This is a genomic window from Microcoleus sp. SVA1B4 (genome assembly GCF_036700545.1).
In the GTDB taxonomy this organism is placed as follows: domain Bacteria; phylum Cyanobacteriota; class Cyanobacteriia; order Cyanobacteriales; family Microcoleaceae; genus Microcoleus.
Genome location: NZ_JAUBPB010000006.1, coordinates 100,700 through 115,044, shown reverse-complemented (window position 1 = coordinate 115,044; position 14,345 = coordinate 100,700). Strand labels below are relative to the sequence as shown.

17 protein-coding genes are annotated in these 14,345 nt (G+C 46.9%); 6 read left to right on the top strand and 11 right to left on the bottom strand.

The window, feature by feature from the left end:
- Positions 1 to 30: 30 nt before the first annotated feature.
- The 3 genes from QT987_RS05050 to rimI form a co-directional block, all read right to left on the bottom strand.
- The gene (locus QT987_RS05050) at positions 31 to 558 is read right to left on the bottom strand and encodes a hypothetical protein (RefSeq protein WP_333237840.1); all 528 of its coding nucleotides are present in this window, start codon (positions 556 to 558) and stop codon (positions 31 to 33) included.
- 243 nt (positions 559 to 801) lie between these two features.
- Positions 802 to 1,077 (bottom strand): hypothetical protein, encoded by a 276-nt coding sequence (locus QT987_RS05045; RefSeq protein WP_333237838.1) that lies wholly within the window; start codon positions 1,075 to 1,077, stop codon positions 802 to 804.
- Between the two features lie 2 nt (positions 1,078 to 1,079).
- A complete protein-coding gene (rimI, locus tag QT987_RS05040; RefSeq protein WP_333237836.1) occupies positions 1,080 to 1,820 on the bottom strand; it encodes a ribosomal protein S18-alanine N-acetyltransferase in 741 nt (246 codons plus the stop codon).
- A gap of 125 nt (positions 1,821 to 1,945) precedes the next feature.
- On the opposite strand from rimI, the gene lysA reads away from it, so the two are divergent.
- The 3 genes from lysA to QT987_RS05025 all read left to right on the top strand — a co-directional run bounded on the left by lysA (position 1,946) and on the right by QT987_RS05025 (position 5,255).
- Positions 1,946 to 3,364, top strand: coding sequence for a diaminopimelate decarboxylase (lysA, locus tag QT987_RS05035; RefSeq protein WP_333237834.1), 1,419 nt, complete (start codon positions 1,946 to 1,948; stop codon positions 3,362 to 3,364).
- 230 nt (positions 3,365 to 3,594) lie between these two features.
- A complete protein-coding gene (gene cdaA, locus QT987_RS05030; RefSeq protein ID WP_333055496.1) occupies positions 3,595 to 4,488 on the top strand; it encodes a diadenylate cyclase CdaA in 894 nt (297 codons plus the stop codon).
- Between the two features lie 20 nt (positions 4,489 to 4,508).
- Positions 4,509 to 5,255 (top strand): isoprenyl transferase, encoded by a 747-nt coding sequence (locus tag QT987_RS05025; RefSeq protein WP_333237832.1) that lies wholly within the window; start codon positions 4,509 to 4,511, stop codon positions 5,253 to 5,255.
- A gap of 145 nt (positions 5,256 to 5,400) precedes the next feature.
- Here the strand turns inward: QT987_RS05025 and QT987_RS05020 are convergent, their stop codons facing one another.
- The 5 genes from QT987_RS05020 to QT987_RS05000 all read right to left on the bottom strand — a co-directional run bounded on the left by QT987_RS05020 (position 5,401) and on the right by QT987_RS05000 (position 10,728).
- Positions 5,401 to 5,673: a DUF3143 domain-containing protein gene (locus QT987_RS05020; protein WP_333039717.1), complete on the bottom strand. Its 273-nt coding sequence runs from the start codon at positions 5,671 to 5,673 to the stop codon at positions 5,401 to 5,403.
- A 90-nt stretch (positions 5,674 to 5,763) separates the two neighbouring features.
- Entirely contained in the window at positions 5,764 to 6,243 is a 480-nt protein-coding gene (locus tag QT987_RS05015; protein ID WP_333237830.1) for a J domain-containing protein, read from the bottom strand.
- Positions 6,244 to 6,371: 128 nt separating this feature from the next.
- Positions 6,372 to 7,247: an Rpn family recombination-promoting nuclease/putative transposase gene (locus QT987_RS05010; RefSeq protein WP_333237827.1), complete on the bottom strand. Its 876-nt coding sequence runs from the start codon at positions 7,245 to 7,247 to the stop codon at positions 6,372 to 6,374.
- Between the two features lie 62 nt (positions 7,248 to 7,309).
- Positions 7,310 to 8,893, bottom strand: coding sequence for a chloride channel protein (locus tag QT987_RS05005; protein WP_333237825.1), 1,584 nt, complete (start codon positions 8,891 to 8,893; stop codon positions 7,310 to 7,312).
- Between the two features lie 401 nt (positions 8,894 to 9,294).
- Complete coding sequence (locus tag QT987_RS05000; protein WP_333237823.1) at positions 9,295 to 10,728, bottom strand: hypothetical protein; 1,434 nt, start codon at positions 10,726 to 10,728, stop codon at positions 9,295 to 9,297.
- A gap of 50 nt (positions 10,729 to 10,778) precedes the next feature.
- Here QT987_RS05000 and QT987_RS04995 point away from each other — a divergent pair, with 50 nt between their 5' ends.
- From QT987_RS04995 to QT987_RS04985, 3 genes are read left to right on the top strand one after another with little or no spacing between them, the layout of a single operon-like run.
- Positions 10,779 to 10,952: a hypothetical protein gene (locus tag QT987_RS04995; protein ID WP_333237821.1), complete on the top strand. Its 174-nt coding sequence runs from the start codon at positions 10,779 to 10,781 to the stop codon at positions 10,950 to 10,952.
- Positions 10,953 to 11,333, top strand: a complete 381-nt coding sequence (locus QT987_RS04990) for a pentapeptide repeat-containing protein (RefSeq protein WP_333237819.1) — start codon at positions 10,953 to 10,955, stop codon at positions 11,331 to 11,333. It begins immediately after the preceding gene.
- A complete protein-coding gene (locus QT987_RS04985) occupies positions 11,306 to 11,431 on the top strand; it encodes a pentapeptide repeat-containing protein (RefSeq protein WP_333237817.1) in 126 nt (41 codons plus the stop codon). The genes QT987_RS04990 and QT987_RS04985 overlap by 28 nt, the downstream gene beginning before the upstream one ends.
- A 242-nt stretch (positions 11,432 to 11,673) precedes the next feature.
- On the opposite strand, the gene QT987_RS04980 is transcribed toward QT987_RS04985, so the two are convergent.
- The 3 genes from QT987_RS04980 to QT987_RS04970 all read right to left on the bottom strand — a co-directional run bounded on the left by QT987_RS04980 (position 11,674) and on the right by QT987_RS04970 (position 14,185).
- Positions 11,674 to 12,264: a C39 family peptidase gene (locus QT987_RS04980; RefSeq protein WP_333237930.1), complete on the bottom strand. Its 591-nt coding sequence runs from the start codon at positions 12,262 to 12,264 to the stop codon at positions 11,674 to 11,676.
- A gap of 280 nt (positions 12,265 to 12,544) precedes the next feature.
- A complete protein-coding gene (locus tag QT987_RS04975; RefSeq protein WP_333237814.1) occupies positions 12,545 to 12,955 on the bottom strand; it encodes a D-Ala-D-Ala carboxypeptidase family metallohydrolase in 411 nt (136 codons plus the stop codon).
- Between the two features lie 162 nt (positions 12,956 to 13,117).
- Entirely contained in the window at positions 13,118 to 14,185 is a 1,068-nt protein-coding gene (locus QT987_RS04970; RefSeq protein WP_333237811.1) for an N-acetylmuramoyl-L-alanine amidase, read from the bottom strand.
- Positions 14,186 to 14,345 lie beyond the last annotated feature (160 nt).

Genomic DNA, 14,345 nt, shown 5'->3' with positions numbered 1-14,345 from the left:
AGGTTGTTAAAGATTATTTGTTTCTGTTGACTAACGCTTTCTCGACTTTCTCCACAGGTGAACCCCACCCAAGCCCAAGAAAGCCAACAATGAGGCGAAGGGAGAAGAGTTCTCTGGTACAGGAGTAGGTTCAGTAGTAGGTTCAGTAATTTTTAAGGTCACAATCCCATCACCTCCATTAGTTCCATTCTGCAAGGCGAAAAAAAATGCCTTGGGATCTAAGAACCCAAATGCGTCATTTCCAGATTCAGAAAAAACTTGTAAGGCAAATTGAGTGGGAATTCCATTCTCGAAAAGCAAAACTGGAGCGTTTGGGAAGTTGTCTACATCATTGACCGTATAGGTAACAGGAGTTAATCCTGTTACAAAGTCGAGAAATCTAAAGTTAAAAGATAGCAGTCCCGGTCGAGTTCGGCTTCCACGACCATTGATGCTCATGGATTCTGAGCCGGCTTTGGTCAGGTATGTGTCGTCGTAGGCAAAGTCACCTGTGTAGACCCCCGCGAAGTCGCCCCCACTTACGTCAACCCTGATTGTGCCTCCTATTGTGGCTGCCATAGCGGTCGCTCCTCCAAATGTGGATATTAAATATGTTCCAAGGATAGCGGTCAGTCCATATTTTATGTTCATTAGATATTCCTGTTTTGAAAGGCTTGACCCACAGCAGTGAGTTTGTTTTCGTCTGTAGCAGCAATTAACGAAAACAACATCTTGGGATAGAGATTAAAGCTTTTTTGCCGTATTTGATACCGTAAATTTACTAGAGTTTTTGAGCCAAAATTAGGAGATATTGTGAAAATTTCAGTCAAAAGAAACCGGGTTTTTATCGAGTTTGCGGGCGGCAATCAAGTATTGTTGTAAAAAACCCGGTTTCTGAAGCCTCATGGGTGCTTGAATACCGACAAAAAAAACCGGGTTTTTATCGAATTTATGGGCGGCAATCAAGTATTGTTGTAAAAAACCCGGTTTCTGAAGCCTCATGGGTGCTTGAATACCGACAAAAAAAACCGGGTTTTTATCGAGTTTGCGGGTGGCAATGAAGTATGGTCGTAAAAAACCAGGTTTCTGGAGCCTCATGCTCACAACTCAAAAATGTCGATCGCCCAATGCCATTTTTTCTGATGCAGCCGATCGCACATCCGCACTTTCTCAACCGCCAAATATCGCTGAAACTCCGGTTTTTCCAGAGCGCTGCGCCACATTACCAGAGCATCTTCCCCAGTGTCTTCGTAGTATCGTTTCCGCAGTCCTGCTTCTTTAAAACCAAACTTTTTGTACAAAGAAACTGCGGCTAAATTCGAGTCTCGCACTTCTAAAGTTGCCCGTTCTAATTGTCTTTCACAAGCCGATTTTAGCAAAGCCAAAAGCAGAGCTTGTCCCAAACCCTGACGTTGAAACTGAGGATGAACTGCGAGCATTGTAATGTGAGCTTCCTCTAAAATCGCCCACAAACAACCGATACCGATGAGAGTTCGCGAAATCTGTAGGGGCGGTGCCCCCGTGCCCGCCCGGTTTTGTAGGGGCGGTGCCCCCGTGCCCGCCCGGTTTTGTAGGGGCGGTGCCCCCGTGCCCGCCCGGTTTTGTAGGGGCGGTGCCCCCGTGCCCGCCCGGTTTTGTACGGGGTGCGTGTCCGCCCCATGTTGAGCTGATTCACAGTCGTCAGTTTCCCATGTCCAAAGACCTAATAAATCGCTGTTAGGACTGTCTAACTCGCGCCTGTAGCCTTCGATCGCCCAAAGTCCGCCAAAACAAAGCCGATCGAGTTCTACGGCGTCAGGCAGGTGTTCTGGGGCGAGATGTTTAATTTCTATAAAACGCACAGGGGATTTTAGATTTTAGATTTTAGATTTTAAAATTACTCAAAAGCATCAATCTGGGCGCTTATGACCCAATTGCTTGCGGTCAATTGTACACTGGGAAAGACCGTAAGGATAGTTATTGCGAGATGGTATCAACTCAATCGATCGGGGTAGAATCTGGACTTAAGTATCTGTCTGAGTCTCAACAAGCTCTGCAAACTCGATCGCCCAATCAAGAACTGTTACCGCTGACAGCCAGTGTTAACAGCAGCGATCGGTTGGAAATCGGAGGCTGCGAGGTGACAGCTTTGGTGGAGCAATTTGGCTCGCCGTTGTATATTTTAGACGAAGAAACGTTGCGGGCGGCTTGTACCCAGTACCGGGATGCTTTCGGGCGTTACTATCCGGGCGAATCTCAAGTGCTCTATGCTTCTAAAGCTTGGAGTTGTTTGGCAGTTTGCGCGATCGCAGCGGACGAAGGTTTAGGCATAGATGTCGTATCCGCCGGGGAAATCTACACTGCACTGCAAGCCGGAGTCAGTCCCGACAAAATCTACTTCCACGGTAACAACAAGTCCCGCGAGGAACTCCAGCTAGCTGTCGAAAGCGGCTGCATTACCGTAGCCGACAATTGGCGGGATTTAGAGACTCTAGCAGAGTTGGGAGAATCGGGTGTCAGCAGCCTCACAGGTGGGCCGACACGAGTTATGGTGCGGTTTACTCCAGGAATTGAGTGTCACACCCACGAGTACATTCAGACGGGTCAAATCGACAGTAAATTTGGCTTTGATCCCAACTCGCTCGATCGAGTATTTAAATTCATCAGCCAACAATCGTCGTTATTTTGCGTGGGAGTGCACGCTCACATCGGATCTCAGATTTTTGAACTGCAACCCCATGACGATTTAGCTGAAGTCATCATTCAGGCCTTGACAAAAGCACAGAGTTATGGTTTGCCAGCAACAGAAATTAATATTGGCGGGGGGTTGGGCATTCGCTATACTGAAGCGGACGATCCTCCCAGCATTGAAGATTGGGCTCGTACAATTTGCTCCGCAGTGGTAGCAGCTTGCGAGCGGCAGCAATTGCCATTACCAAAATTGCTTTGCGAACCGGGTCGATCGCTCGTCGGTACAGCTTGCGTTACAGCTTACACCGTTGGCTCTAAAAAAGTCATTCCGTCCATGCGGACGTATCTAGCTGTGGATGGAGGGATGTCGGACAATCCGCGTCCTATTACCTATCAATCAGTTTATCGAGTCCTCGCAGCCGGTAAAATGTCTGCTGCCTTAACGGAAACAGTGACAATTGCTGGGAAACACTGCGAATCAGGCGATGTTCTGATTAAAGATGCCAAATTGCCCGAGTGTCATGCCGGAGATGTCCTCGCGGTTACGGCCACAGGGGCATACAATTACAGTATGGCTTCTAACTATAACCGAGTACCCCGACCGGCAGCGGTTTTAGTGAGAAATGGGGAAGTTAACACGATTATACAGCGGGAAACTTACCAGGATTTGCTGAGGCTTGACCGCCTTCCTGAACGACTCGGAGCTCAAAAGTAAAAACTTAGAAGTTAAAAGTTAAAAGTTAAAAGAAAGACAATCCATGTTTACTTAGTGACGATTGCCTTTTCACTTTTAACTTTTGCCTTGTTCAGTCACGCGATTGGATTGACACTCCCCGGTCTAAAAACACGGGGATTTTCAGAGTATTCCTTATAACAACTGTTCATGGTTCACGGGTTCGAGTGCATCACGGTTCGCGGTTCACAGGCGGTAGCGTTCGATGAACCATGAACAATCAACAATCTGGCTTTGACTTGGCCCTGGTTCAGTCCTTATTGATTCAAGGGATCGATATTGGACTGGTTTTTGCCCTTGCGTATTTGGTGCTCGTCATTGTTGGCGAGCGCAGAACGCTGTGGATGGTACGGGGATTTATCATTTTGATGCTGGCGGCGGCGGTGAGCAACTGGGCTGGATTGAGGCTGTTGCACGTTGCGCTAAATAGCTTGGTGACTGGTTCGGCTGTGGCAATGGCGGTAATATTGCAGTCGGAGTTTCGCCGATTTCTGGAACAATTGGGTCGGGGGGAATTTCGGCAATTGTTTGGACGCGATCGCCGGCCAACTCCCGAACCGGACAGCGTAATAGATGAAATTGTGGACGCAGTAAAAGAACTTTCGCAAAACCGGACGGGCGCTTTACTAATTATAGAAACAGATTCTCCGATCGACGATCGAGATTTTTCTGTGCCGGGGTTAAAGCTAAATGCTGAAGTTTCTAAAGAATTGTTGCAGACTATCTTTCAGCCGCAAACTTTGCTGCACGACGGGGCTGTTTTGATTCGAGGTTCGCGGATCGTGTCGGCGGGAGTAATTTTGCCTTTGTCCGATCGCACTGCGTCGCGGCAGTTGGGAACGCGCCACCGGGCGGCGATGGGGATTACGGAACGGGTGCAAGCTTGCGTGTGCGTGGTGGTGTCCGAGGAAACGGGTTCTATTTCTTTAGCCCAGATGGGACTTTTAAATCGACCTTTGACTAGCAACAAACTTAAGGAATTGCTGGAAGCAAAGCTGTTTCCGTCCGAGGGAGAAAGAGTTGTGGCTCCAATTCCGATCGGCAATCTCGGACGCCAGATAGGATTGAAGGGAGTGACGCTATTAAAACGGATACTGCGCCGTTAGTCGGGTAATCGGGAGAAACCATGAGTCAAGGAATTTGCTTGGAAAAGTTGCCGGAGGATCTGCAACAGGAACTACTGCCTAAGCACATAGCAGTGATTATGGACGGGAACGGGCGCTGGGCTAAGAAGAAGGGCTTGCCGCGGATTGCGGGGCACCGCCGAGGAGCTAGCACTCTGAAGGAACTGCTGCGCTGCTGCAAAGATTGGGGGATTCCAGCTTTAACGGCCTATGCTTTTTCGACGGAGAATTGGGGGCGGCCTGCCGGGGAAGTGGATTTTTTAATGAGTTTGTTTGAGGGTAAGTTGCGACAAGAATTGCGGGAGATGGTGGACGAGGACGTGCAAATTCAATTTATGGGGAATTTGCAGGCTTTGCCGAAGTCTTTGCAGGCCCAAATCGAGCGTTCTGTGACGGCCACTCAGCATAATCAGGGGATTTTGTTTACGGTGGCGACGAATTACGGGGGGCGTCAGGAGATTGTACAAGCTTGTCGGGCGATCGCCACTCAGGTGAAAGAGGGCAAGTTGCAGCCGGAGGAGATTGATGAGGTTTTATTTAAACGCTATTTGTATACTGCTGATGTTTGTGACCCGGATTTGCTGATCCGGACGAGCGGGGAAATGCGGTTGAGCAATTTTCTACTATGGCAAATGGCTTATTCGGAAATTTACATTACTGAGACGCTGTGGCCGGATTTTGATCGATCGGAGTTTCACCGCGCTTTGTCTGATTATCAGAAGCGCAGTCGCCGATTTGGCAAAGTCTAACGATTTTGGATTTGGGATTTTAGATTTTAGATTTTTTGGTTGATTTTTTAGTTTCCAAGTAGGTCATCTCCTGCTCAACATAACGAATTTAGATTTTAGATTGGAGGACAAATCTAAAATCTAAAATCTAAAATCTAAAATCAAATTAGGGGCCGGAGAAAACGGCCGCTTCAATGTCTTGACGTGAGAGGGAGTATTTGAATGCTCGCTGAATGTCTTGGCCGTCGGCTCCAGCATCGATGTAGCGGACGGTAAGTTGGTCAATATCGAGGGAGAGTTCTGCTTTCCATGTAAGTTGCTCGATCTGCCAGCAGTGGAGTTCTCGCCGATCTTGCTGGCAGCCGCGGCTTTTTAGCCACTGCTCGATTTCCGGGAGTGGATGGTTGTACAAAGGAGTGTCAGCGGAAGGAAGAGTCATGGGATTTTAGATTTTAGATTTTGGATTTTAGATTGGGGATTTCGGATTGGGGATTTCCGATTGTAGATTGGAGATTTGGGATTGGAGGCTTTAATTGCCGCGAATTAAGCCGATCGCGATCGCCAGTACCAAACATCCGATTAAGCTAGCTCCCATGATAAACAGAGCGAACATTTCTCCGGGAGAAAGGGGTCGATCCGTGGGATCTAGGTAAGCGGAGTTGGAAGTTTTTTTGCCCGATCCCGAAACCGGAGTATTGAAGCCTGGGGGCGACTGAATCACGTTCAGGCGAGAATAGCCTATTTTGAGGTCGTAGGCGAGGCGACGTTCTGGGTTGCTGAGGGTGGCGTAGGCGTTGTTGAGCTGCTGAAATTTGGCGGTGGCGACTGCGGGCGGCAGCTCGGTGGTATCGGGATGGTAGAGTTTGCTCAGTTCCCGGTACGATCGCCGAATTTCGATCGGCGATGCGGAAGGATGCAGCCCTAACAAGCCGTAGTAACTAGAACCCAAGGGGGTTTTGCCGGGTATTTTCTGACTTTCGCTGTTTGCCGTTCCCTCGTTAGGAGTCACCTCAGCGCCTCTGGGCTTGTTTATAATTTTTGATTATTTTAGAGCAGATTTGAGGGTAGCGCCACTGTCTGCGATGTCGAGGGGTTGAGGGTGGGCGATCGGCTCAAGGTACGATCGCCCACTTTAAACTATGAATTGGTCGAGCGCAAATTCTGCACATCCTCAACGCTAAGCCCCGTAACTTGGGCGATCGTGGCATTATCTAGCTGTGAAAGTAATTGTCGGGCGATCGCTAGCGTTTCTTCTCGTTTTCTTTCCTCTCTTGCTTCCTGTATTCCTGCCTGTCTTGCTTCTTCAAAAGCTTTAATAATTGCCCCCTGTTGATCGTGAATAAACTGTTCCCTGCGTTCCAAAACTTCTACTTCTTCCCGACTTAACCGGGCTTGATTGGCAAGATCGAATGCTTTGTGGATTTCCGGTACGCTATCGATTGTTTCGGGAACTTCTGAGAGAATTCTGGCATATTTCATGAAATATATCCATTTATCTGTCAAAGTTTCTAGTTGACTTGCTTCTTTATGGAATTTAGGTAATTCTACAAACACTAAGTTCATGGCATCTTCGGGATAGTTTAAATTGCTTTTAACTTCTTTATACACAAATCTCGAAATTAAGTTAGGGCTGTTGCGAAACATTTCAAAATCTGTAATGGTTAAAGCTATTAATGGCTTGAGCATTCGATAGCCTTCTCCTCTTTGCAATTGAAATGCGTAGGTTGTGGCTGCATTGTACAACACCCGATTGCCAGAATATTGAACGTTGAGAACTAGAATTTCAATAATGACTAAGCTGCCATCGTCTAGTTTTGCTGTGACATTGAGGTAAGTATCTTTTAAACTTTCAAGTTGCCTCGGCAGATTCTGGTTGATAATTTCTAAGTCTTGGATGGTGGGATTGCCTTCATAAATTAGAGCGTTGAGAAAGCTAATTAGAATATCTTTGCTTTCTGAGGAACAGAATATTTTTTTGAAGGCGTAATCCGTTTTCGGGTTGATAAATATCATAGTTGTCAGATTTAGCTTTAAGGTTATCGGTTTGGTGGCGAAACAACCCGATTTGAGAGCCGTCAAACTGCTGATTTTGTTTCAGGTAATGGTTTGACATTTTCCGGCAAATGTGAATTAGCTATCGCCAGCACAGGCTCCTCGATACTGTGTTCGCTGTCGGTGGGGAGTTGGCAAGAAATCAACTCTGTGACGATGCGATCGCCCAGAACATCTTCCCAATCCTGCAACTGTTCTCTGGCTTTGATCGGTGTATTGACAGCCACGTCTACGCCCATTTGCTGAAGGTTGAGGCTGTGGGCTGTCGATCGGCGGTTGACACACTCCACCAGCCAAACGCTCAATCCGACTGCTGCCATCAAAGGCAAGACAATCCGGTAATCGCGGGTTAATTCAAACATCAATAGGATGGCTGTCAGCGGTGCTCGGGCGCTGCCGGCGAGCACGGCGGCCATTCCCACCATTGCGTAGGCGGCAGGGCCCGCAACTCGATCGCTCATTGCCGGCAGCATTTCCAAAAAGAGGCCGTAAGCCGAACCCAGGGAAGCTCCCAAAAACATCGCCGGAGCGAAGATACCGCCCACTAAACCGCTGCCGAGGCTGATTGCTGTCATCGCCAGTTTGACAAACAGCAGCAGCAACAGCAAAGGCAAGGAAAATTTAACATCTTGGAGCATGGCTTGGACTGTTTCGTAGCCAACACCCAAAATTTGAGGCAATTGCAGGGCGACTAAGCCGACTGCGGCCCCGCCGATGATCGGGTGAAGCGGCCGGGGCAGTCGTCCGAGCCAAGCAAATCCTCGGACTTTTCCTTGAAAACAGCCCTCGGCTAATTGAATTGCTTCTGTGTAGGCTAGAGACACTCCGCTCGCTAAAAGTCCCAATCCCATATACAGAGGCAGTTCCAGGGGGCTGCGGACATCGTAGATCGGCAAAGAAAAGGCCGGCTGAGCTCCCAAGCAGATTTGAGCGATGAGCGCCGAAACTACGGCGGAGAGCAAGACAACGCTGACTGACGAAGTGGCGAAGGTGCTGCCGAGCACGACTTCTAAGGCAAAGAAGACTCCGGCGATGGGAGAGTTAAACCCGGCGGATAAACCAGCAGCAGCTCCCGCGCCGAGGAGCAAGCGCTGCCGTTCTGGGGAAAGCTGCAAGACTTGAGCCAGCAGCATTCCGAAGTTGGCGCCGATTTCGACACTGGGCGCTTCCGGGCCGAGGGAGGCGCCGGTGCCGAGGGAAACTGAGGCCGCCACCATTTTGGTGATGGGTTTGAGGGGGGAGAGTTCTTGCAGGCCGCGGGTGGCTGCAATTAAGGAAGACATATTCGGCCCAAAATCCCGAAATCGCCACCGCATCAGCCCGATGATGACTCCGCCGATGGTGGGAATGCAGGCTAGCGTCCAAGAGCCTTTCGAGGCGATCGCCCCCATGAAGTCTTCCAGCATCAGGCTGTGGATGAAGTGGATGAGGTAGTGAAAGGTGACGACGCCTGCACCCGTAACTCCCCCGATGACTAGGGAGAGGATGAGCAGGAGGGTTTCTGGGCTGGGGTGCAGGCGGTTGAATAGCGGGCTTAGTCGGGAGGCTTGGGGAGTTGCTGCGGTTGGCCCGGGTGGCGGCAGATCCACAGGAGGGATGGCTCTCATTTAGCGGTTAATTCTTCGGTGAGAAGTTATATAAATATTACAATTTATTTCTTATTTTCATTTTGAGTGATTTTAGGGGAATTGACAACTTAATTAAGGCGTATTTTAGGGTAAATTTTTGGGGCTAGCCGCTGAGGTGGAATGACTGATTATGAGGAGCGACGGATTTGGCGTGATTGTATGCTCAGTTACATTCAAACTTAGATATACTCTGGCTATAATGCTAATTAACTATATTTACCTTGTGGGTGGTTATGCTGAGCGCTTCAGTGAACTAGCCATATCATATAACTCAGTGCAAAACAACTTTCAAATTAAAGAATTAGCCATTGGATATTTTACCTTACAACCACAAATCTCAAATCTCCAATTTTAAAATCCTCGCTCGCGCATAGATAGTATCACATCGGTTGTTGGGTGGGCGGAATTCTTGGTCTGGGTTTGGCGATCGACATTAGCGGATCGCCGATGGTGGCGACTTTCCAGGGTGGGGATTCGAGCTGACGTGCTGCGATTAAAAAGGGTGCTCCTCGCTTTAGGCGATCGACCATTATTTTAGGTGGAATAAATGCCGATAAAAAAGGTTCGTTGACGCTGCCAATATATGCGTAAGCACCATTCTCTAGCCACCTTCCGGCAACGGTGTTTGTGTCATCTGGCGCTGCTGCTGACCAACTGTGGATCATGTGGATTGCTGCGGGAAATTGTAGTTTTGGTATGTCTTCAACTAAAGCGTCGCCGTTGCCCACTTGGAATGATTTTGGATAGCCTTTGGAATTCATTAATATTAAGTCAAATGTCCACAGTTTTGAAGCTAAACTCCGCCACTTTTCCAGGCTAGATTCGGGTTTCTGCACTAATTCGACATTTAAACCTATGGTTTTTAGTTCGCTAGCTGCTTCCTCCATTTCATATTTTGCCCAATTTCCTTCCTTGGGGTAACTGTCATAAAGCATGGCTGTTTGGCTGTCTAGAAATATGGCACACATGGCTTGATAGATCGATCGTACCTCGGAACCGTAAATCCAGCCGACAGCAGCCCAGCGTTCGTCGTTGGGGTGCCTTCCCAAACCATCGGTAACGGCTAGTTGTTCGTCTGGTTTTTCAGGAGATTGATATTTGACTGCTTGTTGGCGTACAATGGTTATTGTGTCGATCGGGTCTGCGAGTTGAGAATAAAAAAATCCAGTTGATTCGACAGCTTTTGTAACGGCTAGTTGCAGATTTTTCCACTGTGTGTTATTGAGGGTATCATTGGGTTTTCCGAAGTTGCCTTCTAGAAATACTAAAGGTTGGCCGTGAGCGGCTGCTAAGGCAACTGCTGCTGAGCGCGCGGGGTCATTTTCTGATGTGATTACTACTCCTGGGGGTTCCCAGCCGAGTTGCGTCCATTTTGCTTTTAAGGTTTGAGTATCAGTGGCATTCCAGGCTGCTGCTGTGGCGTTCAGCATTAATTGCTGGAGTTTTTGATTGGTGGGCAATTGCTGTTTGATGCTTGGCAAACGGACTATTTCTTCGGGTTGAAAGCGCTGCAAAAACATGGGCGCATATTTTTTATCTTCGATGAGAATCGGCCAGTTTCCTTTGAGATTCCATTTTTGGATGGCTGCTAAAAATGTGGCTTCGTCGGGTACTAAAACTACGCGGTTGACTGTTGGTATGTTGGATCGGAGGATGGCGGTTCGGAGGCCTGTTTGAATTGGCCAGGGTTCTTGTTTGGCTGAGGCGGGAAGTTGAAAGGGTTTTTTGAAAAGGCGATCGCACCCGACACCGATTATTGCTAAGCTTACAAGAAGTGCGATCGTCAGAAATTTAAATTTTAACTGTTTTTTCATAAGGCAAGGGGAAGGGGAAGGGCAGGGAAGCAAAACACTTGATTATAAATATGAGCAATTTTGTAAATATTTTTAGGGGCTGCAAGCGGATTTTCCGAAAAATACAACAGAGAAAGCTTGTAAGTGCGATCGGGCTGGCAACTTTTAGTATTATTGCCTTAGCAACTACAGGTTTAATAATTGTCGCAGCGAACCGTTCGTCAGTCAAGCATCAAGTCCGGTAATTGCTGACAGCGAGAGAATGTCAAGGTTGCAATCTTTCCGGGGGGAATTTGAGCGAAGTTTTTCTGGAAGGCGTCAATTTAGAAAAAGCCAACCTGAAAGATGCCAATTTGTGGAGCGCGCATTTGGTAAATGCTAACTTGAAACAGGCAAACTTGGCTGGGGTTTACCTGATAAGCAGCAATTTGGCTGGGGCAATTTTGGAGGTAAGCAATCTAGAAAAGGCGTTTTTAGAGGATGCTTATTTGGGAGGGAGTAATTTGATAAGTGCTAACTTAAGATGTGCTTTTATGAAAGGTATTTTTCTCGTTAACGCTGATTTGGAAGGGCGAATTTCGAGGGTGCTAATCTGTGGATGGCTAATCTGGAAAGTTCTAATTTGAAGGGTGCTAATCTGAGAAATGCTTTGCTGTTGGATACTAATTTGGCAGGGGCGAATTTAAAGGGTGCGGTGATGCCTGATGGTACGCGGCATGAATGAAAGTCATTAGTCATTAGTCATTAGTCATTAGTCAGAGGAAAGAGCGATCGCACCTGCAATCTTCATTTCCTTTATTTGGTGAGGAGATGAAGGAGTGACGAGGTGCGATCGCTATTCTAATAGCTAGCAGTTTGGGCTACGAAGGGCGATCGAGCTGATGGATCACGTGAGGGCGATCGCCCTGAGAGGAGAATTCACTTAGCGAGCAGAATGTCAATTGCAAACGCAGGAACTTTTCAGAGCTATCTAGAAACTCGATGCAACCACATTGTTGCAGTAGATTCGATCTTGCTACTGTTCCAAGTGTCATAAAAATCTAAAGCTTCACGCAAACTAAAGGCATTCCCACCGGAGGATATCAATTTACGACTGTATAACTTGTTTTCGCCCTTGTTGTCTGGTGAAAATCGGGAATTTTTCCGATAGCCTGCGTAGAACCATTCTCCGGTTGGATCGTTCACAAAAAAGTCACCATTGTTGTTATAACCGCGAATAACTAGAATGTGACCCCACCGCGTCCAATAACCATGCAATATACATATCTCACCAGAATCGAGAGAGCGAGTGATGTCTGAAAGACTCCCCTTGAATGTCAAATTATCTCTCAACCCTAAACCTTCTAACAATCTTTTGATTCCATCGGGAGAACCGTGATCTATTCCCAGTCGATCGAAACGTTTTTTTACATCATCCTCGTACTGTGGCCAGGGGCCTAAATCTGCAACTTGAAAATACTTCAGACACATTGCCGTGCTGGTAGAACCGCAAGTGCGCCAAGGTTCAATTTCGTTATCTTCTTGACTGAAATACGGAACGTTATGATTGACAGCTATAATTTACCTCAAGCTGTTGTATTGGAATTAGAAATACGGTGTTAGCAGCTTTTGCTCTGCCTTAACTCAATCAAAACCCAAACTATAGCAATCCGATCTGAGTCTCACAACACAACGCCCTCTAGTCTTCCTAGACTTGTTGTATAGCAAGACTTTGAGATTTTACGGATCTAGAAAATCACTTAGGATTGCTATAGGTCGCTCTGTCGGTGAGAAAAAGTGACAAAATTTTGATACAACTGATTTTTCAAGTCTTTCAAGAGCGAAACCGAAAACAGGTTTAGAATCTAGCTCTACTGCCTCTGACATCAATATGTACATGACCACCGTATAAACCTAACCCTCCCTCCCAGATTGGATCTAACTTCCTGTAGATTTGTAAGGGAGTAAGGTTAATGCAGTAAAAATCCATAGCTTTCCCAGGAATATGCTGCGAATTGCGAGAAGCATTGGGAATTTCATCGTTGAGCCACTTGGGGCGATACCAAGAAGTAACAATCATAGGTTCGCCAAGCGCAGAACGTGCTTTCTCGGCTTCCTTAGCAAGCTGCAAAATTCCATTGAGTTCGCCTAAAGAGGTTGGAATTCTATCCCCTCCTTTAGTTGCTTCGTACCAATAGAAATTACCATCGGCCAAAATTGGCTCGACCAAATCCACACTTGTGCCGTTTGGCAGCGTAATGAGAGCCATATTCTGTTTTTCCTTGTTTCTATAAATCTCGTAGATAGAAAACGTTTTAAGCTGTCGCGCATTTAAATTGTATATTCAGGGCGGGCGGGACGCCCAACCCCTACTCCCCACAAAAAGTTAATTTTTTTTGACATACAATTTAAATGCAGAACAGCTTAGTGCCTATGAATTAGCTGCAAGCCACTTCAAAATAGCCCGACCAACAGCTCTTCCACCGCGCTCGCTCCAATCTTTGCGATTTGCGACTGGTGCATCCATAAAGTAAATTTCTGCAAGCACTGAAACACGAACATCTGTATCTTCTGCTCCGCTTAAAACCCCTAAAGCTTTACGGGGATCTCTTCCCCTAGCAATACGATCGCGAATTCCTAGCTCTGAGGCAATCTCAGCACTCATCAATTTTGCCAATGCCAGATCTACGGCATCCCCCTTTGTCTTGTGAATTAGCACCTCGGCACCTTGAGCTGAACGGTTTGCTGCATTGTGATGAATTGAACAAAAAACATCAAACCCCTCAGCAGTTTTGCCAATTTCATACAAGTCATTCCCCGGAGTAACACCACCAAAATCAGTAACGGTACATGGCACGCCTGCTGCTAGAATGACATTTTTTGCTTCTTGGGCTGCAATTTTGTTGAGGTCATATTCACGTTCACGTCCAACTACCGCTCCAGGGTCAAAACCACTTGGGTTAACACCATGCCCAATCTCTAAAAGCACTCCTTTACCCTTCCAAGTTTTACGAGTTGGTGTAGGCGTAGGAGAAGAAATACCCAAAAGAGTTTTAGCTTCAGGTACAAGGTCAAGGACTTTCTTGATATAAGCGTCTTTACTCTTTCGATCCTCATCAGAACCAGTAAATGGCCCACCAATATATCCAGCGTAAGCAATAAACTCAATATAATCTTCAGGAGTGCTGTTGCTGGTTCGCCAACCCGAATAAACGGGACGATCGATAAACACCCAATAGCCTTTAACTGCTTCTTCTAAATCATCAAACTTGCAGTATATGTCTGTTTCTCCAGCACTGTCAGTATAAATAACCTGATCGGCAATTGCTCTCATTTCTCTCCGAAACTTCATTCCATAAGGATTTGCATGAAGCTTGAATAGTTCTGACTTACCGCGTCCAGATTCTAAGATTGCTTGTGCTAGTTGAATAATTTTCAAATGTTCAAATTCAACCGTTGTTAGCTTCAAAGCCTGCACAAAATTGTCCCAAGTAAACATAAAATCCTCCAGGTGTTGTAAATGATGAATTTAATGAACAAACTCAACTATTAAAGAATAACCAACCCCGATCGCCCTGCCGGTGAGAAAAAGTGACTAGCTTTTGTAAACTTACGTAAATCCCCCGATCGCCCTGCCGGTGAGAAAAAGTGACTAGCTT